At 53.7% G+C, this 25032-nt stretch carries 24 protein-coding genes; 15 read left to right on the top strand and 9 right to left on the bottom strand.

The features are described 5' to 3' along the window. The first annotated feature begins 119 nt into the window (after positions 1 to 119). The 7 genes from fdnG to fdhE all read left to right on the top strand — a co-directional run bounded on the left by fdnG (position 120) and on the right by fdhE (position 9510). Positions 120 to 3170 (top strand): formate dehydrogenase-N subunit alpha, encoded by a 3051-nt coding sequence (gene fdnG / locus WM46_RS18685; protein ID WP_187394510.1) that lies wholly within the window; start codon positions 120 to 122, stop codon positions 3168 to 3170. Positions 3171 to 3182: 12 nt separating this feature from the next. Beyond that, a complete protein-coding gene (gene fdoH / locus WM46_RS18690) occupies positions 3183 to 4088 on the top strand; it encodes a formate dehydrogenase O subunit beta (RefSeq protein ID WP_061075706.1) in 906 nt (301 codons plus the stop codon). Then, positions 4085 to 4720: a formate dehydrogenase cytochrome b556 subunit gene (fdoI, locus tag WM46_RS18695; protein WP_061075707.1), complete on the top strand. Its 636-nt coding sequence runs from the start codon at positions 4085 to 4087 to the stop codon at positions 4718 to 4720. Before fdoH ends, fdoI begins: the two co-directional genes overlap by 4 nt. 173 nt (positions 4721 to 4893) lie before the next feature. Beyond that, positions 4894 to 6231 (top strand): vWA domain-containing protein, encoded by a 1338-nt coding sequence (locus WM46_RS18700; RefSeq protein WP_102603012.1) that lies wholly within the window; start codon positions 4894 to 4896, stop codon positions 6229 to 6231. 17 nt (positions 6232 to 6248) lie between these two features. Beyond that, positions 6249 to 7745 carry a sensor histidine kinase gene (locus tag WM46_RS18705; protein ID WP_102603013.1) on the top strand — a complete coding sequence of 499 codons (1497 nt, stop codon included), beginning with the start codon at positions 6249 to 6251 and terminating at the stop codon, positions 7743 to 7745. 4 nt (positions 7746 to 7749) lie between these two features. Then, positions 7750 to 8436, top strand: coding sequence for a response regulator transcription factor (locus WM46_RS18710; protein WP_102603014.1), 687 nt, complete (start codon positions 7750 to 7752; stop codon positions 8434 to 8436). Between the two features lie 144 nt (positions 8437 to 8580). Further along, positions 8581 to 9510: a formate dehydrogenase accessory protein FdhE gene (fdhE, locus tag WM46_RS18715; protein ID WP_102603015.1), complete on the top strand. Its 930-nt coding sequence runs from the start codon at positions 8581 to 8583 to the stop codon at positions 9508 to 9510. Positions 9511 to 9540: 30 nt separating this feature from the next. On the opposite strand, the gene WM46_RS18720 is transcribed toward fdhE, so the two are convergent. Further along, positions 9541 to 9927: a type II toxin-antitoxin system VapC family toxin gene (locus WM46_RS18720; RefSeq protein WP_102603016.1), complete on the bottom strand. Its 387-nt coding sequence runs from the start codon at positions 9925 to 9927 to the stop codon at positions 9541 to 9543. Continuing rightward, positions 9927 to 10169: a CopG family transcriptional regulator gene (locus tag WM46_RS18725; RefSeq protein WP_161215612.1), complete on the bottom strand. Its 243-nt coding sequence runs from the start codon at positions 10167 to 10169 to the stop codon at positions 9927 to 9929. Before WM46_RS18725 ends, WM46_RS18720 begins: the two co-directional genes overlap by 1 nt. A 207-nt stretch (positions 10170 to 10376) precedes the next feature. Between WM46_RS18725 and WM46_RS18730 the strand changes: the two genes are divergently transcribed. From WM46_RS18730 to WM46_RS18740, 3 genes are all read left to right on the top strand, one after another. After that, on the top strand, positions 10377 to 11285 hold the full coding sequence (locus tag WM46_RS18730; RefSeq protein WP_102603017.1) for an alpha/beta hydrolase: 909 nt from the start codon (positions 10377 to 10379) through the stop codon (positions 11283 to 11285). A gap of 64 nt (positions 11286 to 11349) precedes the next feature. Then, a complete protein-coding gene (locus WM46_RS18735; RefSeq protein WP_102603018.1) occupies positions 11350 to 11592 on the top strand; it encodes a type II toxin-antitoxin system ParD family antitoxin in 243 nt (80 codons plus the stop codon). Then, positions 11585 to 11872 (top strand): type II toxin-antitoxin system RelE/ParE family toxin, encoded by a 288-nt coding sequence (locus WM46_RS18740; protein WP_102603019.1) that lies wholly within the window; start codon positions 11585 to 11587, stop codon positions 11870 to 11872. Before WM46_RS18735 ends, WM46_RS18740 begins: the two co-directional genes overlap by 8 nt. Positions 11873 to 11875: 3 nt before the next feature. Here the strand turns inward: WM46_RS18740 and fabY are convergent, their stop codons facing one another. The 7 genes from fabY to WM46_RS18775 all read right to left on the bottom strand — a co-directional run bounded on the left by fabY (position 11876) and on the right by WM46_RS18775 (position 19791). Continuing rightward, positions 11876 to 12817, bottom strand: coding sequence for a fatty acid biosynthesis protein FabY (gene fabY, locus WM46_RS18745; RefSeq protein ID WP_042325456.1), 942 nt, complete (start codon positions 12815 to 12817; stop codon positions 11876 to 11878). 44 nt (positions 12818 to 12861) lie between these two features. Next, positions 12862 to 13299 carry a D-aminoacyl-tRNA deacylase gene (gene dtd, locus WM46_RS18750; RefSeq protein WP_102603020.1) on the bottom strand — a complete coding sequence of 146 codons (438 nt, stop codon included), beginning with the start codon at positions 13297 to 13299 and terminating at the stop codon, positions 12862 to 12864. Beyond that, positions 13296 to 14168, bottom strand: a complete 873-nt coding sequence (locus tag WM46_RS18755) for a virulence factor BrkB family protein (RefSeq protein ID WP_044257165.1) — start codon at positions 14166 to 14168, stop codon at positions 13296 to 13298. Before WM46_RS18755 ends, dtd begins: the two co-directional genes overlap by 4 nt. Beyond that, positions 14162 to 14761: a glucose-1-phosphatase gene (gene yihX / locus WM46_RS18760; RefSeq protein ID WP_061075715.1), complete on the bottom strand. Its 600-nt coding sequence runs from the start codon at positions 14759 to 14761 to the stop codon at positions 14162 to 14164. The genes WM46_RS18755 and yihX overlap by 7 nt, the downstream gene beginning before the upstream one ends. Before the next feature lie 142 nt (positions 14762 to 14903). Next, positions 14904 to 17609, bottom strand: a complete 2706-nt coding sequence (locus WM46_RS18765) for an autotransporter outer membrane beta-barrel domain-containing protein (protein ID WP_102603021.1) — start codon at positions 17607 to 17609, stop codon at positions 14904 to 14906. 449 nt (positions 17610 to 18058) lie between these two features. Beyond that, the gene (locus WM46_RS18770; RefSeq protein WP_061075717.1) at positions 18059 to 18862 is read right to left on the bottom strand and encodes a DeoR/GlpR family DNA-binding transcription regulator; all 804 of its coding nucleotides are present in this window, start codon (positions 18860 to 18862) and stop codon (positions 18059 to 18061) included. Positions 18863 to 18894: 32 nt separating this feature from the next. Then, entirely contained in the window at positions 18895 to 19791 is an 897-nt protein-coding gene (locus WM46_RS18775; protein WP_102603022.1) for a sugar kinase, read from the bottom strand. Between the two features lie 166 nt (positions 19792 to 19957). Here WM46_RS18775 and yihU point away from each other — a divergent pair, with 166 nt between their 5' ends. The 5 genes from yihU (at position 19958) to WM46_RS18800 (ending at position 24951) form a co-directional block, all read left to right on the top strand. After that, positions 19958 to 20848, top strand: a complete 891-nt coding sequence (yihU, locus tag WM46_RS18780) for a sulfolactaldehyde 3-reductase (RefSeq protein WP_102603023.1) — start codon at positions 19958 to 19960, stop codon at positions 20846 to 20848. 20 nt (positions 20849 to 20868) lie between these two features. Beyond that, positions 20869 to 21747: a sulfofructosephosphate aldolase gene (yihT, locus tag WM46_RS18785; RefSeq protein WP_061075720.1), complete on the top strand. Its 879-nt coding sequence runs from the start codon at positions 20869 to 20871 to the stop codon at positions 21745 to 21747. 15 nt (positions 21748 to 21762) lie between these two features. Next, positions 21763 to 23004 (top strand): sulfoquinovose isomerase, encoded by a 1242-nt coding sequence (gene yihS, locus WM46_RS18790; RefSeq protein WP_061075721.1) that lies wholly within the window; start codon positions 21763 to 21765, stop codon positions 23002 to 23004. 86 nt (positions 23005 to 23090) lie between these two features. Then, the gene (locus tag WM46_RS18795; RefSeq protein ID WP_102603024.1) at positions 23091 to 23984 is read left to right on the top strand and encodes an aldose-1-epimerase; all 894 of its coding nucleotides are present in this window, start codon (positions 23091 to 23093) and stop codon (positions 23982 to 23984) included. Positions 23985 to 24075: 91 nt separating this feature from the next. Then, positions 24076 to 24951: a sulfite exporter TauE/SafE family protein gene (locus WM46_RS18800; protein ID WP_061075723.1), complete on the top strand. Its 876-nt coding sequence runs from the start codon at positions 24076 to 24078 to the stop codon at positions 24949 to 24951. Positions 24952 to 25032 lie beyond the last annotated feature (81 nt).

Genomic DNA, 25032 nt, shown 5'->3' on the forward strand with positions numbered 1-25032 from the left:
AATTGACCCAATTCTGGACCTTTGCGGTCCCGTCCGCAAAGAAAAATAACAACCACACCCTGAGCGCTCACCAACATGAATGTGAAAGGGATGTGACAATGTCGAAAAAGGAGCAAACCATGCAGGTCAGCAGAAGGCAGTTCTTTAAGATCTGCGCTGGCGGTATGGCAGGCACCACGGCGGCAGCACTGGGCTTCGCGCCCGGCGTAGCGCTCGCGGAAACACGGCAATATAAACTGCTGCGCACCCGCGAAACCCGTAATACCTGCACTTACTGTTCCGTTGGTTGTGGGCTGTTGATGTACAGCCTCGGCGACGGTGCAAAAAACGCCAAAGCGTCGATCTTCCATATCGAAGGTGACCCGGACCATCCGGTCAACCGCGGTGCGCTCTGCCCGAAAGGGGCCGGTCTGGTGGACTTCATCCACTCCGAAAGCCGCCTGAAATTCCCGGAATACCGCGCGCCAGGCTCGGATAAATGGCAACAGATCAGTTGGGATGAGGCATTTGACCGCATCGCGAAACTGATGAAAGAAGACCGCGATGCCAACTACATTGCGCAAAACGCCGATGGCGTCACCGTTAACCGCTGGCTCTCGACCGGGATGCTGTGTGCTTCCGCGTCCAGTAACGAAACCGGCTTTTTAACGCAAAAATTCACCCGCGCGCTCGGTATGCTCGCGGTCGACAACCAGGCGCGTGTCTGACACGGACCAACGGTAGCAAGTCTTGCTCCAACATTTGGTCGCGGTGCGATGACCAACCACTGGGTCGACATTAAGAACGCCAACCTCGTCGTGGTGATGGGCGGTAACGCCGCTGAAGCACACCCGGTCGGGTTCCGCTGGGCGATGGAAGCGAAAATTCACAACGGCGCGAAGCTGATTGTGATCGATCCACGTTTCACGCGTACGGCGTCGGTGGCCGATTTCTATGCTCCAATCCGTTCTGGTACTGACATTGCCTTCCTGTCAGGCGTGATGCTGTACCTGCTGACGAACGAAAAATATAACCGCGAATACACCGAGGCCTACACCAACGCCAGCCTGATCGTGCGTGAAGATTTCGGCTTCGAAGATGGCCTGTTCACCGGCTATAACGCGGATCAACGCAAGTACGACAAGACCAGCTGGAACTATGAGCTGGACGAAGAGGGCTTTGCGAAACGCGATACCACCCTGCAACACCCGCGCTGCGTCTGGAACCTGCTGAAACAGCACGTCTCCCGCTACACGCCGGACGTGGTGGAAAACATCTGCGGTACGCCAAAAGCCGACTTCCTGAAAGTCTGCGAGTACATTGCGGAAACCAGCGCGAAAGACAAAACCGCGTCGTTCCTGTATGCCCTCGGCTGGACACAACACTCCATCGGTTCACAGAACATTCGCACCATGGCGATGATCCAGTTGCTGCTTGGCAACATGGGGATGGCAGGCGGCGGCGTTAACGCCCTGCGTGGCCACTCCAACATTCAGGGGCTGACGGACTTAGGCCTGCTATCGCAAAGTCTGCCGGGCTACCTGACGCTGCCGAGTGAAAAACAAGCCGACCTGCAAACGTATCTGGCCGCCAACACGCCGAAACCGCTGTTGAAAGACCAGGTCAACTACTGGGGAAACTACCCGAAATTCTTCGTCTCGTTGATGAAGGCCTTCTATGGCGATAAAGCGACAGCAGAAAACAGCTGGGGCTTTGACTTGCTGCCGAAGTGGGACAAAGGGTATGACGTGCTGCAGTACTTCGAGATGATGAAAGAGGGCAAGGTCAATGGCTATATCTGCCAGGGCTTCAACCCGGTCGCATCATTCCCGAACAAAAACAAAACCATCGCCGCGCTGTCCAAACTGAAGTTTCTGGTGACGATCGATCCGCTCAACACTGAGACCTCCACCTTCTGGCAAAACCACGGTGAGTCGAACGATGTGGATCCGTCGAAAATCCAGACCGAAGTGTTCCGCCTGCCGTCCACCTGCTTCGCCGAAGAGAACGGCTCGATCGTGAACTCCGGTCGCTGGCTGCAGTGGCACTGGAAAGGCGCGGACGCCCCGGGGATCGCAGTCACCGACGGTGAAATCCTGGCCGGTATCTTCCTGCGCCTGCGCAAGATGTATGCCGAGCAGAGCGGTGCCAACCCGGAACAGGTGCTGAGCATGACCTGGAACTACTCCACCCCACATGAACCGGCATCGGAAGAAGTGGCGATGGAGAGTAACGGCAAAGCGCTGGCCGATCTCATCGACCCGGCAACGGGCGCAGTGATCGTGAAGAAAGGCCAACAGCTCAGCTCGTTTGCTCAGTTGCGTGACGATGGCACCACCTCCAGCGGCTGCTGGATTTTCGCCGGTAGCTGGACGCCGGAAGGCAACCAGATGGCGCGTCGCGATAACGCCGATCCATCCGGTCTGGGCAATACGCTGGGCTGGGCATGGGCGTGGCCGTTGAACCGCCGCATCCTGTACAACCGTGCTTCCGCTGACCCGCAGGGCAACCCGTGGGATCCGAAGCGCCAAATCCTGAAATGGGACGGCGCGAAATGGGGCGGGATGGACATTCCGGACTACAGCGCCGCCGCACCAGGCAGCGATGTCGGACCGTTCATCATGCAGCCGGAAGGGATGGGTCGCCTGTTTGCCCTCGACAAGATGGCGGAAGGGCCGTTCCCGGAACACTACGAACCGTTTGAAACGCCGCTGGGAACTAACCCGCTGCATCCGAACGTTATCTCTAACCCTGCCGCCCGTATCTTTAAGGGCGACGCCGAAGCGCTGGGTAAAGCCGATAAGTTCCCGTACGTCGGGACCACTTACCGTCTGACCGAGCACTTCCACTACTGGACCAAGCATGCGCTGCTTAACGCTATCGCACAGCCGGAACAGTTTGTGGAGATCGGTGAAACGCTGGCGAACAAGCTCGGCATCGCGCATGGCGATACCGTTAAAGTCTCCTCTAACCGTGGCTATATCAAAGCCAAAGCAGTGGTGACCAAGCGTATTCGCACGCTGAAGGCAGACGGTAAGGATATCGATACTATCGGTATTCCCATTCACTGGGGCTATGAAGGCGTGGCGAAGAAAGGGTTTATTGCGAACACCCTGACGCCGTCGGTGGGCGATGCAAACTCACAAACGCCGGAATTTAAGTCCTTCCTGGTGAACGTGGAAAAGGTGTAACGGAGACGACTTATGGCTTATCAATCGCAAGACATTATCCGTCGTTCCGCGACTAACGGTCTCACCCCCGCGCCTCAGGCGCGGGACTTCCAGGAAGAGGTAGCGAAGCTCATCGACGTCACCACCTGCATCGGCTGCAAAGCCTGTCAGGTGGCCTGTTCTGAGTGGAACGATATCCGTGATGAAATCGGTAGCAACGTCGGGGTGTACGACAACCCGGCGGATTTAACTGCCAAATCCTGGACGGTGATGCGCTTCTCGGAAGTGGAGCAGAACGACAAACTGGAATGGCTGATCCGCAAGGATGGCTGTATGCACTGTGCCGATCCAGGCTGCCTGAAGGCATGTCCGGCTGAAGGCGCTATCATTCAGTATGCCAACGGGATTGTCGACTTCCAGTCTGAGCAGTGCATCGGTTGCGGTTACTGTATCGCCGGTTGCCCGTTCGACGTGCCGCGACTGAACCCGGAAGACAACCGCGTCTACAAATGTACGCTGTGTGTTGACCGCGTGACCGTCGGCCAGGAGCCAGCCTGTGTGAAAACCTGCCCAACCGGTGCTATCCACTTTGGTTCCAAAGAGGATATGAAAACGTTGGCAGGCGAGCGCGTGGCAGAGCTGAAAACCCGTGGTTACGACAACGCTGGCCTGTACGATCCGGCAGGCGTTGGTGGGACGCACGTGATGTATGTGCTGCACCATGCCGACAAACCGAATCTGTACCACGGTCTGCCGGAGAACCCGGAAATCAGCGCCACCGTGAAATTCTGGAAAGGGATCTGGAAGCCTCTTGCAGCGGTCGGCTTTGCCGCGACCTTTGCGGCCAGCATCTTCCACTACGTCGGTGTCGGTCCGAACCGTGCGGATGAGGAAGAAGACAACCTGCATGAAGAGAAAGACGATGAGGTGCGCAAATGAAAAGACGTGACACCATCGTGCGCTACACGGCGCCGGAACGCATCAACCACTGGGTCACCGCCTTCTGCTTCGTGCTGGCGGCGGTGAGTGGACTGGGCTTTTTCTTCCCGTCCTTCAACTGGCTGATGCAAATCATGGGGACTCCGCAGCTGGCGCGTATTCTGCACCCGTTTGTGGGCGTCATCATGTTTGCCTCGTTCATCATCATGTTCTTCCGTTACTGGCACCACAACCTGATTAACCGGGATGACATTTTCTGGGCGAAGAACATTCGCAAGATTGTCGTCAACGAAGAGGTGGGTGACACCGGGCGGTATAACTTCGGTCAGAAATGCGTGTTCTGGGCGGCGATTATCTTCCTGGTGCTGCTGCTGGTGAGCGGTGTGATCATCTGGCGTCCGTACTTTGCGCCCGCGTTCTCCATTCCGGTGATCCGCTTCGCGTTAATGCTGCATTCATTTGCCGCCGTCGCGCTGATTGTGGTTATCATGGTGCATATTTACGCCGCGCTGTGGGTAAAAGGCACCATCACCGCGATGGTGGAAGGCTGGGTAACCCGCTCCTGGGCGAAGAAGCATCACCCACGCTGGTACCGTGAAGTTCGCGAAAAGCAGGATAAGACTCAGCCGTAAGCAAAGGCTGTTCGTGAACCGATAAAATGACGCCGGAGACTGAGTTTCCGGCGTTTTTTTTAAGAATTGTTTTTTGTTTTGACAACTTTTTGACAACTTTATACAGATAACAGACCAATCGTCGTTGCGGTCGCATAAGAATGGAGTCGATTCTTAAGACAAGGAGACGTACCGTGAATCTCAAACACCTCTTCGCAGCCCTGGCATTGGGACTGCTTGCGACAACAACGGCGGCACAACCCCCCGCGCCGAAAGTGACGATTAAATCCGAACTGGCCTCCCCTCTGGTGCTGGAAAACAGCCAGGACAAAAACTACCTCAAAGTGTCACTGACGGGTTTCCCGCTGCATGCAACTAAACGCAGCCCGATCAACCTCGCGCTGGTAATTGACCGCTCCGGCTCGATGCGCGGCGACCGCATCGAACAGGCGACGGAAGCCGCCGTGATGGCGGTGAACACCTTAAGCGCCCAGGACACGCTCTCGGTGGTGATTTACGACGACGTCGTGGATGTCATCGTGCCGGCGGCCAAAGTCGGCAATAAAGCGACGCTTATCAGCCAAATCCGTGAACGACTGACCGCACGCGGCGGTACCGCACTGTTTGCCGGGGTCAGCCGCGGTATCAAAGAAACCAGTAAATTCCTCGATAAGGCCCATGTTAACCGCATCATCCTGCTGTCTGATGGTCAGGCGAACGTCGGTCCCTCCTCCACCAGCGAACTGGCGGAACTGGGTAAAATTGCCGCCCGCAAAGGCATTGCCATCACAACGATGGGCATTGGCGAAGGCTACAATGAAGATCTGATGGCGGCGATTGCCCAGTACAGCGACGGCAACCACGTGTTCGTACAGAATACCGACGCGCTGGAGAAGGCCTTTGCCCATGAGTTTGGCGATGTGATGTCCGTCGTCGCTCAGGATGTGGTGGTACAAATTAATGTTGCCGATAACGTTAAGCCACTGCGTCTGCTGGGGCGTGAAGGTGAAATCCGCGACAACAGGGTGACCGTAAAACTGAACCAGCTTTACGCCAATCAGGAGAAATATGTCATGCTGGAGGTGCTGCCGGCGAAAGGCCAGGCCGCACAGAGTAAGCCGCTCGCTGAGGTCAACGTCAGCTATAACAACCTCGCCACCGGGCAAAAAGAGCGCTGGGATAACAAGATGGCCGTCAGCTATACCGCCTCTGCCAGCGACGTTCAGAAAGCGCAAGTAGAGGATGTGGTCGTCGATTCCGCCATTCAGAAATCCGCCATTCAGAATGAGCAGGCGTTACAGCTCATCGATGAAGGTAAAATGGACGAGGCGAAAGCGATCCTGCGCGAAAACTCCAGTACGCTTAGCGCGTTACCGCTTAGCGCTCCGGCTGCCAGAATGAAGGCACAGGAGAGCGCAGAGGAAAACCTTAAGTTGCTGGACAGGATGGAAAGCGAAAGCAAAGAAGCGTCGCGCAAATCCCTGAAAGAGCAGAGCTATAAAACCAAAAACCAAAGTTCGAAATCGAACTGATCCACAAGGAGTGCTGGATGCTCAGACGCAAGCCGATTTATCTCGTCATGACGCTGATGTTTTTTATCCTGCTTGCTTACCTGGGCGTTCGCACTCTGGAACATGAAGTCTTGTTGCGTCAGTACCAGACCCAGACCCTGGCGAAATCGCAAACCGCCAGCGTCGCCAGGGGTATCGAAAATATTCTGCAGCAAAAAGCCTCCCGGCTACATGCGATTGGCGATTTTATCGACCCTGCTGATGCCGCCACCCTCAGCACGCTCAAAGAGAACGACAGCGACATTGCCGACGTCTTTATTTTGCGGAAAAATCACCTCCTCTACCCCGATGAGCGTCAGCCGTTGAGCAACGAGGATAAAGAGTGGGTACGCCTGCTCAGCCCGCTGGTCAACGATCCCAGCCAACTTGCCAGTCATATGACGCACAGCGAGCAAGACACGCCGCAGGCCGGCTGGTTTATTAGCTTTGAGACTCAGGAACCGTTGTTGATCTACTGGCGACAGAAAGACGGGGCGATCATCGGTTTTCGCCTCTCCTGGGTACAGCTGATGATGGATATGGCGAACGGCATTCAGGTGAACCCGGAGGATCCGCAGCAGATTGTCAGGGTGACGGAAAATGGCCGGCAGCTTTATCAGAACGCGCAGGCGGATCTGCGGCGGCTCACCTTACTGGACTCCCGCACGCTGGAGTATCCGCTCACAACATGGCAGGTCAGCGCTTACGGCGTCAACGTGCCGCTCTGGCATATCTGGCTGTGGGGCGGCGCGTTAATCGTCCTGCTGTTGGTCGCCGTCGCACTGTTGGGCTTCTCGCTGTGGCGGGAATATACCCGCGCGGCGCGTCAGGCGCGCCAGCAGGTCGATTTTGTCAGTCAGGTGTCGCACGAACTGAAAACACCGCTGACCAACATCACGCTCTATGCCGAACTGCTGCGTGAAGGGCTGGATGATGAACAAACGCACGAGCGACGCTATGTGGATGTGATCACTCAGGAAGGGCAACGGTTATCACGGCTTATCCAGAATATCCTGACCTTTACGCGCGCACCGAAACTGCATCTTCAGCCAGTCAATCTCCGCTGTCTGATGACAGAAATCACGCAGATCTTTACGCCTGCGTTGCAGGCAAAAGGCATGACGATTCACATGTCCTGCCCTGAGAATCTGACATTGCACAGCGATCGCGACGTGATCACGCAAATTGTCAGCAATTTTCTGAGTAATGCCGAAAAATACGCTTCGCAGGGTCAGCGGGTGGATCTGACCGTTGAACGCGTTGCGGAAAACGTGGAGATCGCCGTTCGCGACTATGGTCCCGGTATTGCAGAGAATGAGATGTCCTTGATCTTCCGCCCGTTTTATCGGGTCAAATCCTCCATTACCGAGGGTGTTTCAGGTACCGGTATTGGGCTCACCATCGCTTGCCAACTGGCGCAACGCCTGAACGGCAAGGTTCAGGTAACGGCGCAAGAGCCCGGCGTCCGCTTTACCCTTACGCTGCCGCAGGGATGAGAACATGAAGATATTGATTGCCGAAGATGATGCCAACATCCGCCAGGGTTTGGTGGATGCGCTGTCCCGCGAGGGTTATTCGCTCATTGCCGCACCGGATGGGCGTGCGGCGCTGGAGAGTTATCACCGCGATAAACCGGACTTTGTGCTGTTAGATATTATGATGCCCGAAATGGATGGCTACACGGTCTGCCGGGAAATTCGCCGCCAGAACGAACACATTCCCATCGTGTTTCTCTCCGCCAAAGATGAAGAGATCGACCGTGTCGTGGGGCTGGAACTGGGGGCAGATGACTACATCAGCAAACCGTTTGGTATTCATGAACTGCGGGCACGGATAAAAACCATCGCCCGTCGCTGTTTGAACCATAGCGCCACGCAGCCTAACCTCAGCTTTGCTTTTGGCGACCTGACGGTGTTCCCGAATGAGCTGTGCGCCTGGCGCGGCGAGCAAAAGCTGGAGCTTACGCTGCGGGAAGTCCGCATTTTAAGCTGTCTGGAGCGTCATCAAAATCAGGTGGTTACGCGCGATATGCTGTTCGATGCGGCGTGGGGATACGACTATTTGCCCAATAGCCGTACGCTGGATCAGCACATTTCCCGGCTCCGCAAAGTCATCGAACAGGATGCCAATCAGCCGCAGCTAATCCGAACGGTGCATGGTCTGGGGTATCGATATCAGGTATCGTAACGCACACATTGCGATGTCACCGCTATAACCCGCAGGTCGATTGCGGTTATCATTAATGACATTCACCAGAGCGGGCGCGAAATGCCCGCCAATTCACAGAGCGGATTACACATAGCTAAATCTGCCTAACCAGGAAGTGACTGAATGAGCATTCGTATCATCCCGCAAGATGAGCTGGAAAAGAGCGAGAAACGCGCGACGGATATGATTCCACCGTTATTATTCCCCCGGCTCAAAAATCTGTATAACCGTCGCGCCGAGCGTCTGCGCGAACTGGCTGAGAATAACCCGCTGGGGGATTACCTGCGCTTTGCTGCGCTGATCGCCCATGCCCAGGAGGTGGTGCTGTATGACCATCCGTTGCAGATGGATCTGACCGCACGCATCAAAGAAGCCAACGATCAGGGTAAGCCACCGCTGGATATCCATGTTCTGCCGCGCGACAAACACTGGCAGAAACTGCTGCACTCGCTGATCGCCGAACTGAAACCTGAGATGAGCGGCCCGGCGCTGGCGGTGATCGAAAATCTGGAAAAAGCCTCCGAACAGGAACTGGAACAGATGGCCAGCGCCCTGTTTGCCTCTGATTTCGCCTCGGTCAGCAGCGATAAGGCCCCGTTCATCTGGGCCGCGCTGTCGCTGTACTGGGCGCAAATGGCCAGCCTGATCCCGGGCAAAGCCCGCGCGGAATACGGCGAGCAACGTCAGTACTGCCCGGTGTGCGGCTCGATGCCGGTCTCCAGCATGGTGCAAATTGGCACCACTCAGGGGCTGCGCTATCTGCACTGCAACCTCTGCGAAACTGAGTGGCATGTGGTTCGTGTTAAATGTAGCAACTGCGAGCAAAGCCGCGATCTGCACTACTGGTCACTGGACAATGAGCAGGCGGCAATCAAAGCCGAAAGCTGCGGTGACTGCGGAACCTACCTGAAGATCCTCTATCAGGAAAAAGACCCGAAAGTGGAAGCCGTCGCCGACGACCTCGCGTCGCTGGTGCTGGACGCGCGCATGGAACAAGAAGGCTTCGCCCGCAGTTCCATCAACCCGTTCCTGTTCCCGGGTGAAGGGGAGTAAACGCCTGCAACGTGTGATACCGGACGGTGCTTATCGTCCGGTTTGCAACTGATAAGGGGTAATGACGCCAGGGATCCCTGCAAAATCTCTGGTGTTGCGCGTCACAAGCGCAAACCGATGAATCTGCGCGGTAGCCAGTATGATCGCGTCCGGAAGTTTTATCCCATATTCCTGCCTGAGATTCACGCTTCGCTCAGCAATTTCCAGTGATACACCGATGATATTGAACGCACTCAATGCCACACGCGTACGATATTCCTGATGGTATTTTTTTGCCCCCACCATGACTTCCATCCAGGTAATCAAGCTGATGGCATTCTGCGGCGGATACGCTTCCAGTACCCGCTGCGCTTCCTGGTGCCCGCTAAATAAATCAATCAGGATATTGGTATCGAACAACACGGGTCCCTTTTGCATTACCATTCCTCGCGCAGCGTCCTCTGATACTCAACGCCGTCTTCCTCACAACCCTGCCAGAGCCCCAGCGCATTGGAAATTGTGGTTTCAGCCTGGCCTTGCCTTTCAAGGTACTGTTCAACCGCTTCGCGCAGCAACTCCGCACGGGGCAGATTCCGCTGCTGCTTGAGATCATCAAGGCGTTTGATCACCTCATCGGATAAGTCGAGTAATATTCTGCCCATGTCCATTCCAGCCATTATGCTCACATATACCTCCAGTATATCAGTGGCGAATAATTTTCAAACAACATACACCGTCGGCAAGCAGGAAAAAAGCGATCCCCGTAGTGACTTTTCCTTTTGCGAGGCGCTTTCCAGAATTTCACCCTGACCCAAATCCACCATTCTCTTTCATGAAAAACCAGGTTATAACACTGTATATTCATACAGATTTAAGGGATTAAGAAAATGGCGCTTGAAAACGGTATCGCACAACTGGTCGAGGAATTTATTGCGGCGGGTCGCCCTTCTGCTCGACAGCAACATATTGATGACCGGAGAGCGGGCTATATCGCCAGTACCGTGCTGGCCGGAGAGACCGAAACGCGCGTAGAAGTCAGCGATGTTGAGCTGGAGGGGATGACGCTGCGCGTCGTATCGCCGCGCCACGTTTCGGGCGCTCTGCCCTGCGTTATTTACTACCACGGCGGCTGTTTCGTGAGCGGCGGATTTGCCACCCACGATAATCAGTTGCGGCAACTGGCGCATACCAGCGGTTGCCGGGTGATTGCCGTACAGTACCGCCTCGCGCCAGAACACACGTTTCCTGCGGCGCATGACGATGCCGAAAAAGGGGCCAACCTGATCTGGCAATATGCGGAGCAGCTTGGCGTTGAACGTCAGCACATCACGCTTGCCGGGGACAGTGCGGGCGGACACCTGGCGCTGGTAACGGCATTGCGCCTGAAGGCAGCAAAGCAATGGCTACCCGCACAACTGGTGCTGATCTACCCGATGCTCGACGCGACCGCAAAGTGTGAGAGCTATACCCGCAACGGTCTGGACTACATCATTACCCGCGACACCTTGCTTACCGGGTATGAGAGGTATATGCCCCATACCGACCGCCAGCATCCCGAAGCCAGCCCACTCTGGCGAGATGATCTCAACGACTTACCGCCCACGCACATCATCACCGCTGAATTTGATCCGCTGCGCGACGAAGGCGAACTTTTGTATCACCGACTGACGGCACAACGCGTCGACTGCACCTGCCAGCGCTACCTCGGCGTGATTCATGGGTTTTTCCAGCTAGCCGGCGTCAGTCATGCAGCACGCAGCGCAATGCAGGATATTGCCTGGCGTGTTGCACGGTAAAATATCCCGGTTTTCCGTTGATAGTGCTATCTTGTGTGAATTAATAACACAAGAGGATAAACACATGCCCAGAACGACCAGCATTACGATCGGAGAACACCTGGATCGTTTTATCAATGACATGATTGAAAGTGGGCGCTACGGTTCCACCAGCGAAGTCATTCGTTCAGCGTTACGCTTGCTTGAAGAGCAAGAACTCCGTAACAACGCGCTGCGTGATACGCTGGAGGAGGGGATTCGTAGTGGTGAAAGCGACCTCACATTGCAGGATATCGCAGCAAGGAAAAAGCGCCATTTGAATGTATAAACTCACTCATCGGGCTGTCGACGATTTCGAATCTATTTACGAATATACGTGGAAAAAGTTTGGCTCCCTGCAGGCCGATAAATACACCGGAGAACTGGATTTACTGTTTACGTTATTAGCCAAAAACCCCGTAATGGGACACGACACGTCCAACATCAAAGAAGGTACACGCCAGGTGAATCACCGTCAGCATGCCATCTTTTATCAAAATACGGATTACGGTGTTCTGATAATCCGCATTTTGCATCATCAGATGGACCCAATGCGCTACTTCACTTGACCCCTACTCTTCCTCGTTTCCACCTTCTTCATAGGGGCCAAATGGTCGGGCGGGCAGGACGATGTAAATACCTTCAAAAATAGCGCCCGGTGTGTCATCGCCCAGCAGTTCTACCTGCAGTTGAACCCGCGCCTTTTTCCCGCGCGCCAGACGGTCGAGATCGCCGCTCAATGAGCCGAGATCGGCAACTGCGGCGGGTCTGCCGCTGATAGGCTTACTATAGCGGATATGGGCGTCAGCAAGAATAATCGTGCCACCCAGATGGCGCTCACGCAGCATCAGCCAGATAAGCCCCCAGCCGGTCAGCGTAGCCAGCGAAAACAGGCTCCCGGCAAACAGCGTGTGATGCGGATTTTGATTTCCGGTTTCCGGCATGGTGGTAATAAATTTTTGCCCGGTGTACTGCTGAATACGGACACCCATCTTCTCGCTCAGCGGGATGTGCTCATACCACGCCTGCTGCAGTTGTCCGCACCAGTCGCCGCGATGCAAAATGTCATCGAGCGAGGCAACCGGTTTGATCATCAAAAAGTGGCGGACTGGCGTAGTTTGCGGCGTGGTGATTTCGCCCTGATTGACAAACCCCAGCTTGGCGAAGAATTCGACTGCGTCTTCCCGCGCGCTACAGGTCACTCGTTTGACCCCTTCCTGACGCGCGACGGACTCCAGCGTCATCGCCATCAGCGTTCCCAACCCCTTCTCCTGCACGGTGGGATCGACAGCCATGAAACGGATGGAAGCCTCATTATCGGCATTGATGTACAACCGCCCGACGGCAACCAGATTGCCCTCTTCATCCACCACCATCTGGTGGTGCGCCATCGCGTCCCAGGCATCACGCTCGGAACCCTTCGGTTGATGCAGCGGCTTGCGCAGCATTTCCCAGCGAAACTGATAGTAACGCTCTAATTCTTCTTCTGTTTGCGGTACTCGAAGGTGATACATAGCTGTACTCTCTCTTGTTACCCGCGGCCACGCCGGAAGCTGATTCATACCTGTAACCAGAACGTCACGGGGCCATCATTCACCAGCGCAACCTGCATATCCGCAGCGAAGCGACCGGTCTGCGTGTTCATTTCCTGCTGACGGCAGCGTTCGACGAAATAGTCGTACAGGGCCTCCGCCCGCTCCGGCGTCGCCCCTTTAGAGAACCCCGGGCGCATGCCGCGCTCGGTATCCGCCGCCAGCGTAAATTGTGAAACCACCAGCACGCTCCCGCCCGCCTGTTGCACGTTCAGGTTCATCTTGCCTTCGGCATCGCTAAAAATACGGTAGCCGAGCACGCGTTCACACAGGCGATTCGCTTTCTGCTCGTCGTCATCCTTTTCGACACCCAACAACACTAAAAGTCCTGAGCCAATTTCACCCGTCACTTCGTCCACCACGGTGACGCTGGCACGGGTTACGCGCTGAATTAATGCAATCATGGTTGGTCTGCTTCTTCTTGTTCTGCGGCTTGTTTGAGTTTGCGGTATTCCCCGAGAGTGACAGTTATTTCCGCGCCAAGCAAGACGATACACCACGTCCAGTACACCCAGACAAACAAAATGGGTACCACCGCCAGCACGCCGTAAATAAGCTGATATGACGGGAACATGGTGATATAAAGCGCGAAACCTTTCTTTCCGGCCTCGAACAGTACCGCGGCGACAAAGGCGCCGACAATCGCATCTCGATTCGGTACGCGCGTGGTCGGCACCACGCTGTAGAGGAGCCAGAATGAGAGCCAGGAGAGGATCAGCGGAAAGAGGCGCAGCACATCATCAATCACCGTATTGAGATCGCTGGCCCAGCGTAATGAGAGAAGATAGGAACTGATCGCCAGGCTGGCCCCTGCCAGCAATGGTCCCAGCGTCAAAATCATCCAGTACACGGCAAAGGAGTACACTTTTGGCCGCGTGCGCGTACTGCGCCAGATAGTATTCAGAGCGCTATCAATGGCATACATCAACAACAGCGCGGTGACGATTAACCCGCAGGCTCCCACCGCCGTCATTTTATTAGAGTTGGCGACAAACTGTTCAATATAACGTTGGATCACATCGCCCGTTGCCGGGATAAAGTTGGCAAAAATAAAGTGTCGCAACTGGACGCTGACATCGGAAAACATCGGAAAAGCGGCGAAAAGCGCAAATACAACGGCGATCAGCGGCACTAATGAGAGCAACGAGACGTAGGCAAGATTCCCTGCCAGGGTCGTCATATTGTCCTCATCAATGCGCTTCCAGAGGAGCTTCAGCCAGGCCCAGATCGGTCGGGTATGATGCCTGGCTTTTTGATGCACGGTTTTTAGCATAACAACTTCGCGAAATAGTCAGGGATGACGGTTTTATCGGTCACCAGAATGCTGGTTATCCCCAACTGGTTGGCCCCTTCTATATTATCGACGTTGTCGTCAAAAAAGACCGTATCGCTCGCTGAAAAACCCTCTTGCTGTAACACATGCTGATAAATCCGCGTCTCCGGCTTGCGCATCCCCAGATCCTGCGACAAATAAATATGGTCCGCCGCCTGGCGAATCTCTGGATATTCATCTGGCCAGAACGTCGTATGCAGCCGGTTGGTGTTCGACAGGACGACCACGCGATGCCCCTGCTCACGCAGTTTCTGCATGATATCGATAACCTCAGGCCGCAGCGCGACAAAAACGGCCTGCCAGCCGTGGGAAAACTGTTCGTAGCTCAGCGACAGATCCATCTCATGGCAAAGGGCCTCGGCAAACGCTTCGTCAGTGATTTCTCCCCGTTCGTGCTGATGGAAGGCCTCACCCATCGTAAAGCTCTGCTTTAGCGATGCCAGCGGCACACGGCTCAGATCGCTCCAGGTACCTAATACGCGGTTGAAGTCGATATCGACAATCACATTACCCAAATCAAAGATATAGAGCATGTCCCTCTCCTTACTTGCCGTGGATGAATAACTGTAGCGGGAAAGGGGCGTTTTGACTATGCGCCCGTCAGGGAAAGATGAAGGAAAAAAAGGCGATGCCCTGAGGGCATCGCCTTGTTCTGGTGTGATATTTATCGGTTTCTCAGAAGCTGTATTTCACCCCGAACATCGCGGTGGTATCGCTGTAGCTGTTGTCGCCTACCTGCTGCGCAACGTTACCCCACACCTGCAGGCGAGGATTGATTTGCCCTTCGACGCCCACTTTCAGTTCACCAATGTTACGTGTCCCGCTGATTTCATCCTTGATGGAGCCCATCTGTACGGTCTGATTATTGGTATTGTGGATCCAGTTTGCTTCAATAAACGGTTGGAAATCGCGGCCTTTATCGGCATCTTTCTCCGCGTGACCTTTCAGGTAAGCACGGACACCAAGGCGTGTCATCAGGTTACCATCCGTCTTGTCTTTCACCTGAGTTCCGTTGTGTTCGCGGTGTGAATCAGCCTGCACGTCCATCCAGATAACCTGTGCTTTCGGTTGGATCCAGTAGGTTTTATTCTCACTTTCCCCGACCAGGAAGCTGTAACCGCCTTCAACAGACGCCGTGATACCGTCGGATTTGTAGTTTTCGCTGGCCAGATGATCGCCGCTAACGGTGTTATCAAACCAGTTATACAGCACCCAGCTATCCAGATAGGTCCCGGTCTTATCCGCTTCATTGGCATACCAGGTGGCATACAGACCCACGCTGTAACCATCTACCTGACCACGAGACGCATAGCCAGTGTAGCTGTTACGGGTTTTACTTTTCTGGTTGGCATAACCCGCCATGGCACCCAGATGCCAGCGATCGAGGCCGTCACTGCTCCATTGCGCCAAATCGCCGCCTAACTGCAGAACATAACGGTTAGCGGTGGTTTTCAGCTGTCCGCTGCCGTCAGTGAAGCGATTATGGCCACCTACGTTACGCATCCACATGGTGGTGACTTTTTCTTCGCCAGTCAGCATGTCGGTGTACTGAGTCTCACCCAGACGGTCGTGCAGACGGGTGATAAACATGGTATTAGCCGCATAGTTGTTCGCCAGATAGCTCCCAAATTCAGGGCGATACTGGTGCTCCACAGGCGGTGGGGTTGGCGCTGGCGGTCCTGGAGGATCAACCGGGTCTGGCTGTGCGGGATCGGGATCTGGCTCCGGTTCTGGATCAACGGGCGGCGGCGGATCCACCGGTGACAGTTCGCTGGTCAGATACCAGTCACTGGCTTTTTTCACCACATCATAGTCATACGCACCGGCGACGATACGCCCTGATTTTGTAAAGGTACCGTCAGAGTTGCCGGCAACCTCGACAATTTTGATCCCATCGACAGTCAGTTCACCGACACCACCAATGTTGTTGATGCCCACTTTGGTATTACCGGAGGTATCGCCATTCACTTTCAGCATGTCAGTTAATGAACCGTCACCTTCCAGTACGGTGTTCAGCACTAACAACGCGTTGGTCCCGATGTAGTTTCCTATCACAGTCAACGTCTTGAACGTTCCCGCATCATCGCGAGACACGCCGTCAGGACTGTAGCGCAGCGTCGCCTGATCCAGGGTCAGGTTTGTTAACACAGAGGATTTGGTCATCATCCACTGGCTGTCATCCCCTTTGATGTTCAGATTCACGGTTGACACATCGTCGACACTGGAAGAACCCACAAAGCTGGAGGTATCTGCCATATTCAGCGCAATTTTGCCGCCGTTGATAGCGTTAATATTGCCTTCAATATCAAAGACGCCTTCGGTATCCGTCAGAGCCGTTCTGTCAATATTGAGTCTGTCGGTTCTCTGGTGAGTATCGGCGATCGCCGGAACGGCCAGCGCCTGGCTGGAGATAATAGAATCTACCCCGTTGGCCTGAATCACATCCGTGCTATTAGCGGCTCGGAGTTTAGCACCGCCAGCCAGATAGACATGGCCGGGACGCACGTTATCGGTGTAAGTCCCCTGCTGCTCAGTTGCTGCATAAATCGCAAACGCGTTTTCACCCGTCGTCGAAATATCAGCACCATCACCTAGCTGGACAATACCGCCTTTGTTGGCGTAGACGGCGTGGCCTGCTTTCGTGGCGGTCGAGATCTCAGAATCATCACCGACAAAGACGTAAGCGTTACCTAAGGTGTTATTGTTTCGTTGATATAAAAGATAATCTAGCGCACTAATGTTGTTCAGATCGACATCCCGGTTACCGGCATAAACTGCATAACCTCTACTATCGCTGGTATTTGTCGCCGTCCCAGTACCTGTAACCTTAATCACATTACTACCGGCTAACACAATAATACTATTGGCACTGGCATTCTGGAAGTTGTTGGCCCGGACCGCTACCCCATCCTTTACAGCAATATTGGACGATCCTGTGACATATACTAATGAATCATAGTTGTTATTAAAATCAGATGCAGCGTTAATACCGTCCGCCGAGGAACCCGTGGTTTCAATCGTTAAGTTTCGGGCTTTTAAGAAAACGGCCTCGCTGTTACCTCTGATCGCATCAGCCGCCGAACCAGATGTTTTAACCGTCAGGTCTTTGAGATCTAGCGCGCTCATGCCACTGGTTTGCAAATAAACACCGAAACCTTGTAAAGGTATCTTTCCCTGGGCAGTAGTCGTGACCGTTATGCTGTCATAATCACTGAGTGGGGTCGCGCCTCCATAGAAATAAAGAACGTTATCAAAGTCAAGCGTTTGCGCTACACTGGCTGTTGGAACAAAGCCGCCAGCAGTAACAAGCGCTACGGCAATGCTTAATGCCGTTTTTTTTAATATGGAACTTTCATCCATACTCTTATTTGTAATTTTCATTTACTCACCTCTTCCTTAAAGGTTCCTACTGCTCTGCTGACCATTGAGGAATCAGAACGCCGTAATATGTAGTTGAAGAAAAAATTAATATAAGCCCCCCGCCATCCATTAGCTAAATAAACGGAATCACATAAGATGGAGGGAATTAGCACCTTTATAGACTGAATACATTTAATTATATCGCCTGTCAACTAATAGCCTGCAGCGCTAAAAAGACAAAATTAAGAACACAATTAATATATTGATAGAATTCTTATAGGATGAATCGAAATTAATTAAAGAATGGTTTTCCAGAGAAGTGAACACCGATAAAACAAAGAAATTTTTGCAGGTCGTGAAAAATAACGAAAGAATATTAGGAATTTTACAATACAGACCAGGATGAATCTCGAACAGTAAAAAATGTGAGCAAGACCGCCTTCAGGGACGGTCTTCGATGGCGCGGAAAGTTACGCAGAAACGACATCATCCTGGTCCGGACTAACCTGGACGATTTCAACCTGATGAGACTGGAGAAGCGTATGGAGGGCCGGACCGGGAAGCTCATCCGTAAACAGTGCAGTGACGGAAGAGATATTGCCTATCTCAACCGCCGCTGAAGCGTGGTATTTCGTATGGTCGGCAGCAAGCAGAATATGCCTTGCGTGGGCCATCATCGTCTTCACCACGCTGGCCTCATTGACGTCAAATTCTAACATCGCGCCATCGCTTTCAATCGCCCCGACGCTGGTGACGAGATAGTCCGCACGGAAATCGCCGACGAACGCGGTCGCAGAAGGGCCAATAATACCGCTGTTATGTGGCCGCAGTGTTCCACCGGGGACCATCACTTCGAAGCGGGGATTGTTATAGAGAATATGCGCAACCCGAAGGCTATTGGTGATGATGCGCAGATGATTGTGGTTCAATAACGCTCGCGCCACCTGTTCCACGGTGGTGCCAATGGTAATGAACACCGTTGAACCATCTGGAATATAGTCCGCCACCGCTTCCGCGATGGCTTTCTTCTCTTGCGTCCACGAGACTTCACGTTGCTCAAAAGCGGTGTTAACCACGCTGGATGCGCGGCCTGCACCGCCGTGATGACGGGTAATCAGCCCCTGTTCGCTTAATTTACGAATATCACGGCGCACCGTCTGCGTAGAGACATCCAGTAAACCCGCCAGTTCATCAATGTTCATATACCCACGCTCACCAACGAGCGATAGCAACTGATCATGCCGTGGGTTACCGGTCAGTTCGGTAAAACTCATGAAAATTCCTCGAAAAACCATTGCCCTGCATTTTATACAAAAAGTGACAGAAAAGATCGGGTTTGATCACAGTCAGGAATTCCTGCACGCCCGCCGGGTCGGGTACACTTCAGCGCCGCCACCCCACTGGCGAATCTGACCGCGTCTTTCAGTTCGCTTCCTGACGCGAGGCTGAATGCCAGTGCACCGTGGAAAACATCGCCTGCCCCGGTTGTATCCACCACATCCACCGCAAAACCGGCCTGGTGTTGCAGCATGCCATTTTCTATCCAGTAACACCCTTCGCTACCTTGCGTGACGTAGACATGTCCATTTGTGAGCGTTTGTGATTGTTTCAACGCCTTGGCGGTCTCATTGATGCCCGTCAGGCGCGCCAGACCCGGGGCCGAAAACGCGGCATGATCGCTTAAAGCCACCAGCTCACTAATGTCCTGCGGCGTCACATCGCCATCCAGTAGCGTCTTCACGCCCGCCTGACGCGCCAGCGTAAAGGCCTGCTTTGCCCCTTCATGCCAGCGAACGTCCGCCAGTACCACATCCCACTGAGAAAAGTCGATGTCGTTAAGCCAGTCAGCCTCCATCAGCAGATCGGGGCTGGGGAAATTAACGATAATCCGCTCCCCATGAGCGTCGACCATAATGGCGGACTGCGAAGACTTCGCTCCGGCATAGCGCCGGGTGTATCGGGTATTTACCCCCAGGGATTCCAGCTCCGCCAGCAGGTGTTTTCCGGTGTCGTCATCACCCACGCGGCCAATAAAGTCCACCTGAGCGCCCAACCTTGCCGCAGCCACTGCGGCTGTCGCAGCAGGCCCGCCGCCCACTTCGGTATAACGATTCGCCACATACTTACCGCCCTCCGTTGGTAGCGTTTCTACATAATAGATGCGATCCAGCACAGTAATACCTACACAAGCAATACGAATCATGGTCGTTCCTTAAGCATTTCGGGATGAGATTATTTTAATTCCACAAAATGTTTAAAAAGTGACGGCTGTCAATTTTTTGACCATAAATTACAAATACGATCAAAAACAGACATAAACAACCGGTCATAAGTGACAAAAAATGACACCACCGTCTCAGGAGAACGATATGGCAGTAATCGCATTTATCGGATTAGGACAGATGGGCGCCCCAATGGCGAGCAATTTACTAAAGCAGGGTCACCAACTCAGCGTTTTTGACGTTAACGCCGATGCCGTACAGCGTCTGGTCGAAAAAGGGGCACAACCAGCCCGCTCTCCAGCACAGGCCGCAGAAGGCGCTGAGTTTGTCATCACGATGCTGCCCAACGGCGATCTGGTACACAGCGTGTTATTGGGTGAAGGCGGTGTTTGTGAAAGCCTCTCCCCACAAGCTCTGGTGATCGATATGTCAACCATCCATCCCTTACAGACTGACAAGCTGATCGCCGACCTGCGCGCTAAAGGTTTCTCCATGATGGATGTACCGGTCGGGAGAACCTCCGACCACGCCGTTGCCGGTACATTGCTGTTGCTGGCGGGCGGCACACCGGACCAGGTCGAGCGCGCCACACCGGTACTGATGGCAATGGGCAATGAACTGATTAACGCCGGAGGCCCCGGGATGGGGATCCGCGTGAAATTGATTAACAACTATATGAGCATCGCGCTGAATGCCCTGTCAGCCGAAGCCGCCGTGCTGTGTGAAGCACTGGGCCTCTCCTTCGATGTGGCGTTACAGGTCATGAGCGGTACACCCGCAGGTAAAGGTCACTTCACCACCTCGTGGCCGAATAAAGTGCTGAAAGGCGATCTTTCCCCGGCCTTCATGATCGACCTGGCCCACAAAGATCTTGGCATCGCGCTGGATGTCGCCAACCAGCTGCACGTTCCTATGCCGCTCGGCGCAGCGTCCAGGGAAGTTTATAACCAGGCGCGAGCCGCTGGCCGTGGGCGGGAAGACTGGACCGCCATTCTTGAACAGGTTCGCACTTCTGCCGGACTGAAAAACCACCATTGACAGGTAAAAAGGACTGAAGAATGACCACGTACACCCTGAAAGATATCACACGACCTTCCGGCGGTTTCGCCATGCTGGCCGTTGACCAGCGTGAAGCGATGCGCCTGATGTTTGCCGCCGCAGGCACGCCAATGCCGGTCACCGATCAGCATCTCACGGATTTTAAAGTCAATGCTGCAAAGATTCTCTCGCCGTATGCCTCCGCGATCCTGCTTGACCAACAGTTTTGCTACCGCCAGGCGGTAGAGCAAAACGCAGTTGCCAAAAGCTGCGCCATGATTGTCGCCGCCGACGCCTTCATCCCAGGTAATGGCATTCCCGTCGACAGCGTGGTGATTGATAAAAGCATCAATCCGCAAGCCGTAAAGCAGGATGGCGCGAAAGCCTTAAAGCTGCTGGTGCTCTGGCGTAGTGATGAAGACGCGCAGCAACGTCTTGAAATGGTGAAAGAGTTCAATGCGTTGTGCCATAGCCATGGTCTGTTGAGCATCATCGAACCGGTGGTCCGTCCGCCGCGTCGCGGAGATAAATTCGATCGCGAACAGGCAATTATCGATGCCGCTAAAGAGCTGGGCGACAGCGGCGCCGATCTCTACAAGGTCGAAATGCCGCTGCATGGTAAAGGCACACAACAAGCCCTGCTCAGCGCGTCTCAACATCTGAACGAACACATCAATATGCCGTGGGTCATTCTCTCTTCCGGCGTTGACGAAAAGCTGTTTCCACGCGCGGTCAGCGTCGCGATGAGTGCTGGCGCTTCCGGTTTCCTGGCCGGTCGTGCGGTCTGGTCATCGGTGGTTGGCCTGCCGGACAGCGAGATGATGCTGCGTGATGTTTCTGCACCTAAATTGCAACGCTTAGGTGAAATTGTCGATGAAATGATGGCCCGCCGCCGTTAATACGAGGATCAAAGAATGAAATGGTTTAACACAATGAGCCACAACCGCTGGCTGGAACAAGAAACCGACCGCATCTTCAATTTTGGTAAGAATGCGGCAGTACCGACCGGATTCGGCTGGCTGGGTAACAAAGGACAGATCAAAGAAGAGATGGGCACGCACCTGTGGATCACCGCCCGTATGCTGCACGTCTATTCCGTCGCCGCTGCGATGGGCAGACCAGGCGCTTACAGCCTGGTTGATCACGGCATCAAGGCTATGAACGGCGCGCTACGGGATAAAAAATACGGCGGCTGGTACGCCTGTGTGAATGACGAAGGCGTGGTGGATGCCTCCAAACAGGGATACCAACACTTTTTTGCGCTGCTGGGCGCTGCCAGCGCGGTCACCACCGGACACCCTGAGGCCAGGAAACTGCTCGATTACACCATTGAAGTCATTGAGAAATACTTCTGGAGTGAAGAAGAGCAAATGTGTCTGGAATCCTGGGATGAAGCGTTTAGCAAAACCGAAGACTATCGCGGCGGCAATGCCAATATGCACGCCGTTGAAGCCTTCCTGATTGTTTACGACGTCACCCATGACAAAAAATGGCTGGATCGTGCGATCCGCATCGCCTCGGTCATCATTCACGATGTCGCCCGCAAAGGGGAATACCGTGTCAATGAGCACTTCGACGTGAACTGGAACCCGGTCCGCGATTACAACAAAGACAACCCCGCTCATCGTTTCCGCGCCTATGGCGGCACGCCTGGCCACTGGATTGAGTGGGGGCGTCTGATGCTGCATATCCACGCCGCGTTAGAAGCAAGATGCGAGCAGCCGCCCGCCTGGTTACTGGAAGACGCAAAAGGTCTTTTCCACGCCACCATTCGTGATGCCTGGGCACCCGATGGCGCTGACGGTATCGTGTACACCGTTGGCTGGGATGGTAAGCCCATTGTTCGTGAACGTGTGCGCTGGCCCATTGTGGAAGCGATGGGCACCGCCTATGCACTGTATACGGTAACGGGCGATCGTCAGTACGAAACCTGGTATCAGACATGGTGGGAATACTGCATTAAGTACCTGATGGATTACGAAAATGGTTCATGGTGGCAGGAGCTGGATGCTGACAACAAGGTCACAACCCGGGTATGGGACGGCAAGCAGGATATTTATCACCTGTTGCATTGTCTGGTCATCCCGCGCATCCCGCTAGCACCTGGTCTGGCACCTGCCGTTGCGGCGGGCCTGTTGGACATTAATGCGAAATAAATCAGTCTGAGAAACACGGCATAGCAACATGCGAACGTTGCCTGTGCCGTTGTTCACGAAGGGGCTCTCATAGACAGGTGACGTGTATGCAAAGTAGTGGGAATTCGATTTTACTCGTTGCGGGCGATTATCGGGCGCAGATTGTTTCTGTCGGTGCAGGTCTTGCCGAACTGACCTGGCAGGGCAAGCATCTGGTCATACCGCACAATCCAGAAGAAATGCCACTGGCTCATCTGGGCAAGGTATTGATCCCTTGGCCTAATCGCATTTCCAACGGCTGCTACCAGTATAAGGGGCGGGACTATCAGTTACCGATCAATGAGCACAGTTCTCAGGCGGCCATTCATGGTCTGCTTGCCTGGCGCGACTGGCAGATTGAGGCGTTGACGGCGACAAGGGTCTCTTTGACGCTTTTTTTACCGCCCAGTTATGGTTACCCCTTCTCGTTGATGTCTCAGGTTATCTACTCACTGGACGCGGAGATGGGGCTTTCTGTTGCCATCATCAGTAAAAATAGTGGTAAACAACCCGCACCCTACGGCGTCGGGATCCACCCCTATTTAACCTGCAATTTAGCGCCTGTTGATGACTGTATGCTGCAACTTCCGGCAAAGCAGGTTTTTGCTGTCGATGCAAAGGCCAACCCCACGACGTTATATCCCGTTGAAGAAATGGATTTGGACTATTCCACCTTGCGTACTGTAGGCGATCAAAAAATTGATCATACCTTCAGGACACACGGTAGCCCGTGGGAAATGCAGATGATTCATCAACAGCAGGCACTGTCCGTCAGTTTATTTTCCGATCAGCCGTGGTTACAGGTTTACAGTGGAGAAAAATTAGATCGTCAGGGATTAGCTGTCGAACCCATGAGTTGTCCACCCAATGCGTTTAACTCTGGGACAGATTTAATATTACTCAAGCCCCAAGAACAACATCAGTTATTTTTTAATATTCGAGGCAAAAAAACAGCAGTGTAATAACTTATTTAATGCAAAAAGCTCATCTCTTCGGACTTAAAAATATCCGGAGTCACATTTTGAAGCTTTATTTGATAATGAAGGAATGACAATGGATTTCTTTACTTTATTTACTCCCGATGGCGTGATGTTAGATAACCAGGTTGTCTATACCGTCATCGCATTAATGTTTCTTTATACCTTTGTGGGGATATGTGCAGGTTTTGGTGGCGGATTAACCACCATGCCGCTCATCACTCTGATGCTGCCCGTTAAAATGGCGACCCCACTTTCCGTTATTGTCGGTACGGCGACGGCCATTTATGCCACCTGGCTGTCACGCAAAGAGACAGACTGGCGTTCGGCGGCGGTGCTGATCGGCTTCTCATTCCTGGGGATCCCGGTAGGCCTGTATGCGCTGTCTTACCTGCCCGATCACATCATGAAAATTGGATTGGGTGGATTTCTGATCCTCTACTCGTTCTACAGCATGTTTATTCCTCGCCTGCCCGTTTACGACCGCCGCTGGATTGCTGCGCCGTTGGGTGCTGTCGCGGGTGCATTGGGTGCTGCCTTCTCGACGAACGGCCCACCGGTAGTGATGTACGGCATGTTGCGTAATTTAGGCCCGGCGGCTTTTCGCGGTACATTGAATGCGTTCTTTACGGCGAATAATATTGCCGTGGTTGGCGGTCTGGCGACCAGCGGGATATTGACGATCTCAACCTTTAAACTGGTCATTTTCTGTATTCCTACCATGATCCTCGGTTCACTGGTTGGACAGTATGTGCATAAACGTATTTCCGTAAAAGTCTTCCGTGTTCTGGTTTTTTTATTGTTGATTGCCTCTGGGGCCATGTTAATAAAAGGGGCAATGGGTATTTCCGCGTTCACTGCGCTCCTGCCACCTTTTGTCTTGCTGGCAGTATTACAGCTATTGCTGGGTAAAAAAATAGCGGAGATCCGTAAAGCGGATACCGGTCAATAATAACGAATTATCTTTTTTACGCGCTACCTAATGGTCGCGCGTAACGGTTTAAAGCGAATGAAAAATAGCAAACCATAATCC

Origin of the sequence: Citrobacter freundii complex sp. CFNIH2 (assembly GCF_002880615.1) — a bacterium.
GTDB classification, from domain to species: Bacteria; Pseudomonadota; Gammaproteobacteria; order Enterobacterales; family Enterobacteriaceae; genus Citrobacter_A; species Citrobacter_A amalonaticus_F.

Bases quoted from the DNA above. Each gene is read 5' to 3' on its own strand.
- WM46_RS18755 (WP_044257165.1), bottom strand. From the start codon at position 14,168: ATGCTAAAAACCGTGCATCAAAAAGCCAGGCATCATACCCGACCGATC.
- WM46_RS18720 (WP_102603016.1), bottom strand. From the start codon at position 9,927: ATGCAAAAGGGACCCGTGTTGTTCGATACCAATATCCTGATTGATTTA.
- yihX (WP_061075715.1), bottom strand. From the start codon at position 14,761: ATGCTCTATATCTTTGATTTGGGTAATGTGATTGTCGATATCGACTTC.
- fdoI (WP_061075707.1), top strand. From the start codon at position 4,085: ATGAAAAGACGTGACACCATCGTGCGCTACACGGCGCCGGAACGCATC.
- WM46_RS18740 (WP_102603019.1), top strand. From the start codon at position 11,585: ATGTATAAACTCACTCATCGGGCTGTCGACGATTTCGAATCTATTTAC.
- yihU (WP_102603023.1), top strand. From the start codon at position 19,958: ATGGCAGTAATCGCATTTATCGGATTAGGACAGATGGGCGCCCCAATG.
- WM46_RS18705 (WP_102603013.1), top strand. From the start codon at position 6,249: ATGCTCAGACGCAAGCCGATTTATCTCGTCATGACGCTGATGTTTTTT.
- WM46_RS18770 (WP_061075717.1), bottom strand. From the start codon at position 18,862: ATGAGTTTTACCGAACTGACCGGTAACCCACGGCATGATCAGTTGCTA.
- WM46_RS18765 (WP_102603021.1), bottom strand. From the start codon at position 17,609: ATGAAAATTACAAATAAGAGTATGGATGAAAGTTCCATATTAAAAAAA.
- yihS (WP_061075721.1), top strand. From the start codon at position 21,763: ATGAAATGGTTTAACACAATGAGCCACAACCGCTGGCTGGAACAAGAA.
- WM46_RS18800 (WP_061075723.1), top strand. From the start codon at position 24,076: ATGGATTTCTTTACTTTATTTACTCCCGATGGCGTGATGTTAGATAAC.
- dtd (WP_102603020.1), bottom strand. From the start codon at position 13,299: ATGATTGCATTAATTCAGCGCGTAACCCGTGCCAGCGTCACCGTGGTG.
- fdoH (WP_061075706.1), top strand. From the start codon at position 3,183: ATGGCTTATCAATCGCAAGACATTATCCGTCGTTCCGCGACTAACGGT.
- yihT (WP_061075720.1), top strand. From the start codon at position 20,869: ATGACCACGTACACCCTGAAAGATATCACACGACCTTCCGGCGGTTTC.
- WM46_RS18775 (WP_102603022.1), bottom strand. From the start codon at position 19,791: ATGATTCGTATTGCTTGTGTAGGTATTACTGTGCTGGATCGCATCTAT.
- WM46_RS18735 (WP_102603018.1), top strand. From the start codon at position 11,350: ATGCCCAGAACGACCAGCATTACGATCGGAGAACACCTGGATCGTTTT.
- WM46_RS18795 (WP_102603024.1), top strand. From the start codon at position 23,091: ATGCAAAGTAGTGGGAATTCGATTTTACTCGTTGCGGGCGATTATCGG.
- fabY (WP_042325456.1), bottom strand. From the start codon at position 12,817: ATGTATCACCTTCGAGTACCGCAAACAGAAGAAGAATTAGAGCGTTAC.
- WM46_RS18710 (WP_102603014.1), top strand. From the start codon at position 7,750: ATGAAGATATTGATTGCCGAAGATGATGCCAACATCCGCCAGGGTTTG.
- WM46_RS18730 (WP_102603017.1), top strand. From the start codon at position 10,377: ATGGCGCTTGAAAACGGTATCGCACAACTGGTCGAGGAATTTATTGCG.
- fdhE (WP_102603015.1), top strand. From the start codon at position 8,581: ATGAGCATTCGTATCATCCCGCAAGATGAGCTGGAAAAGAGCGAGAAA.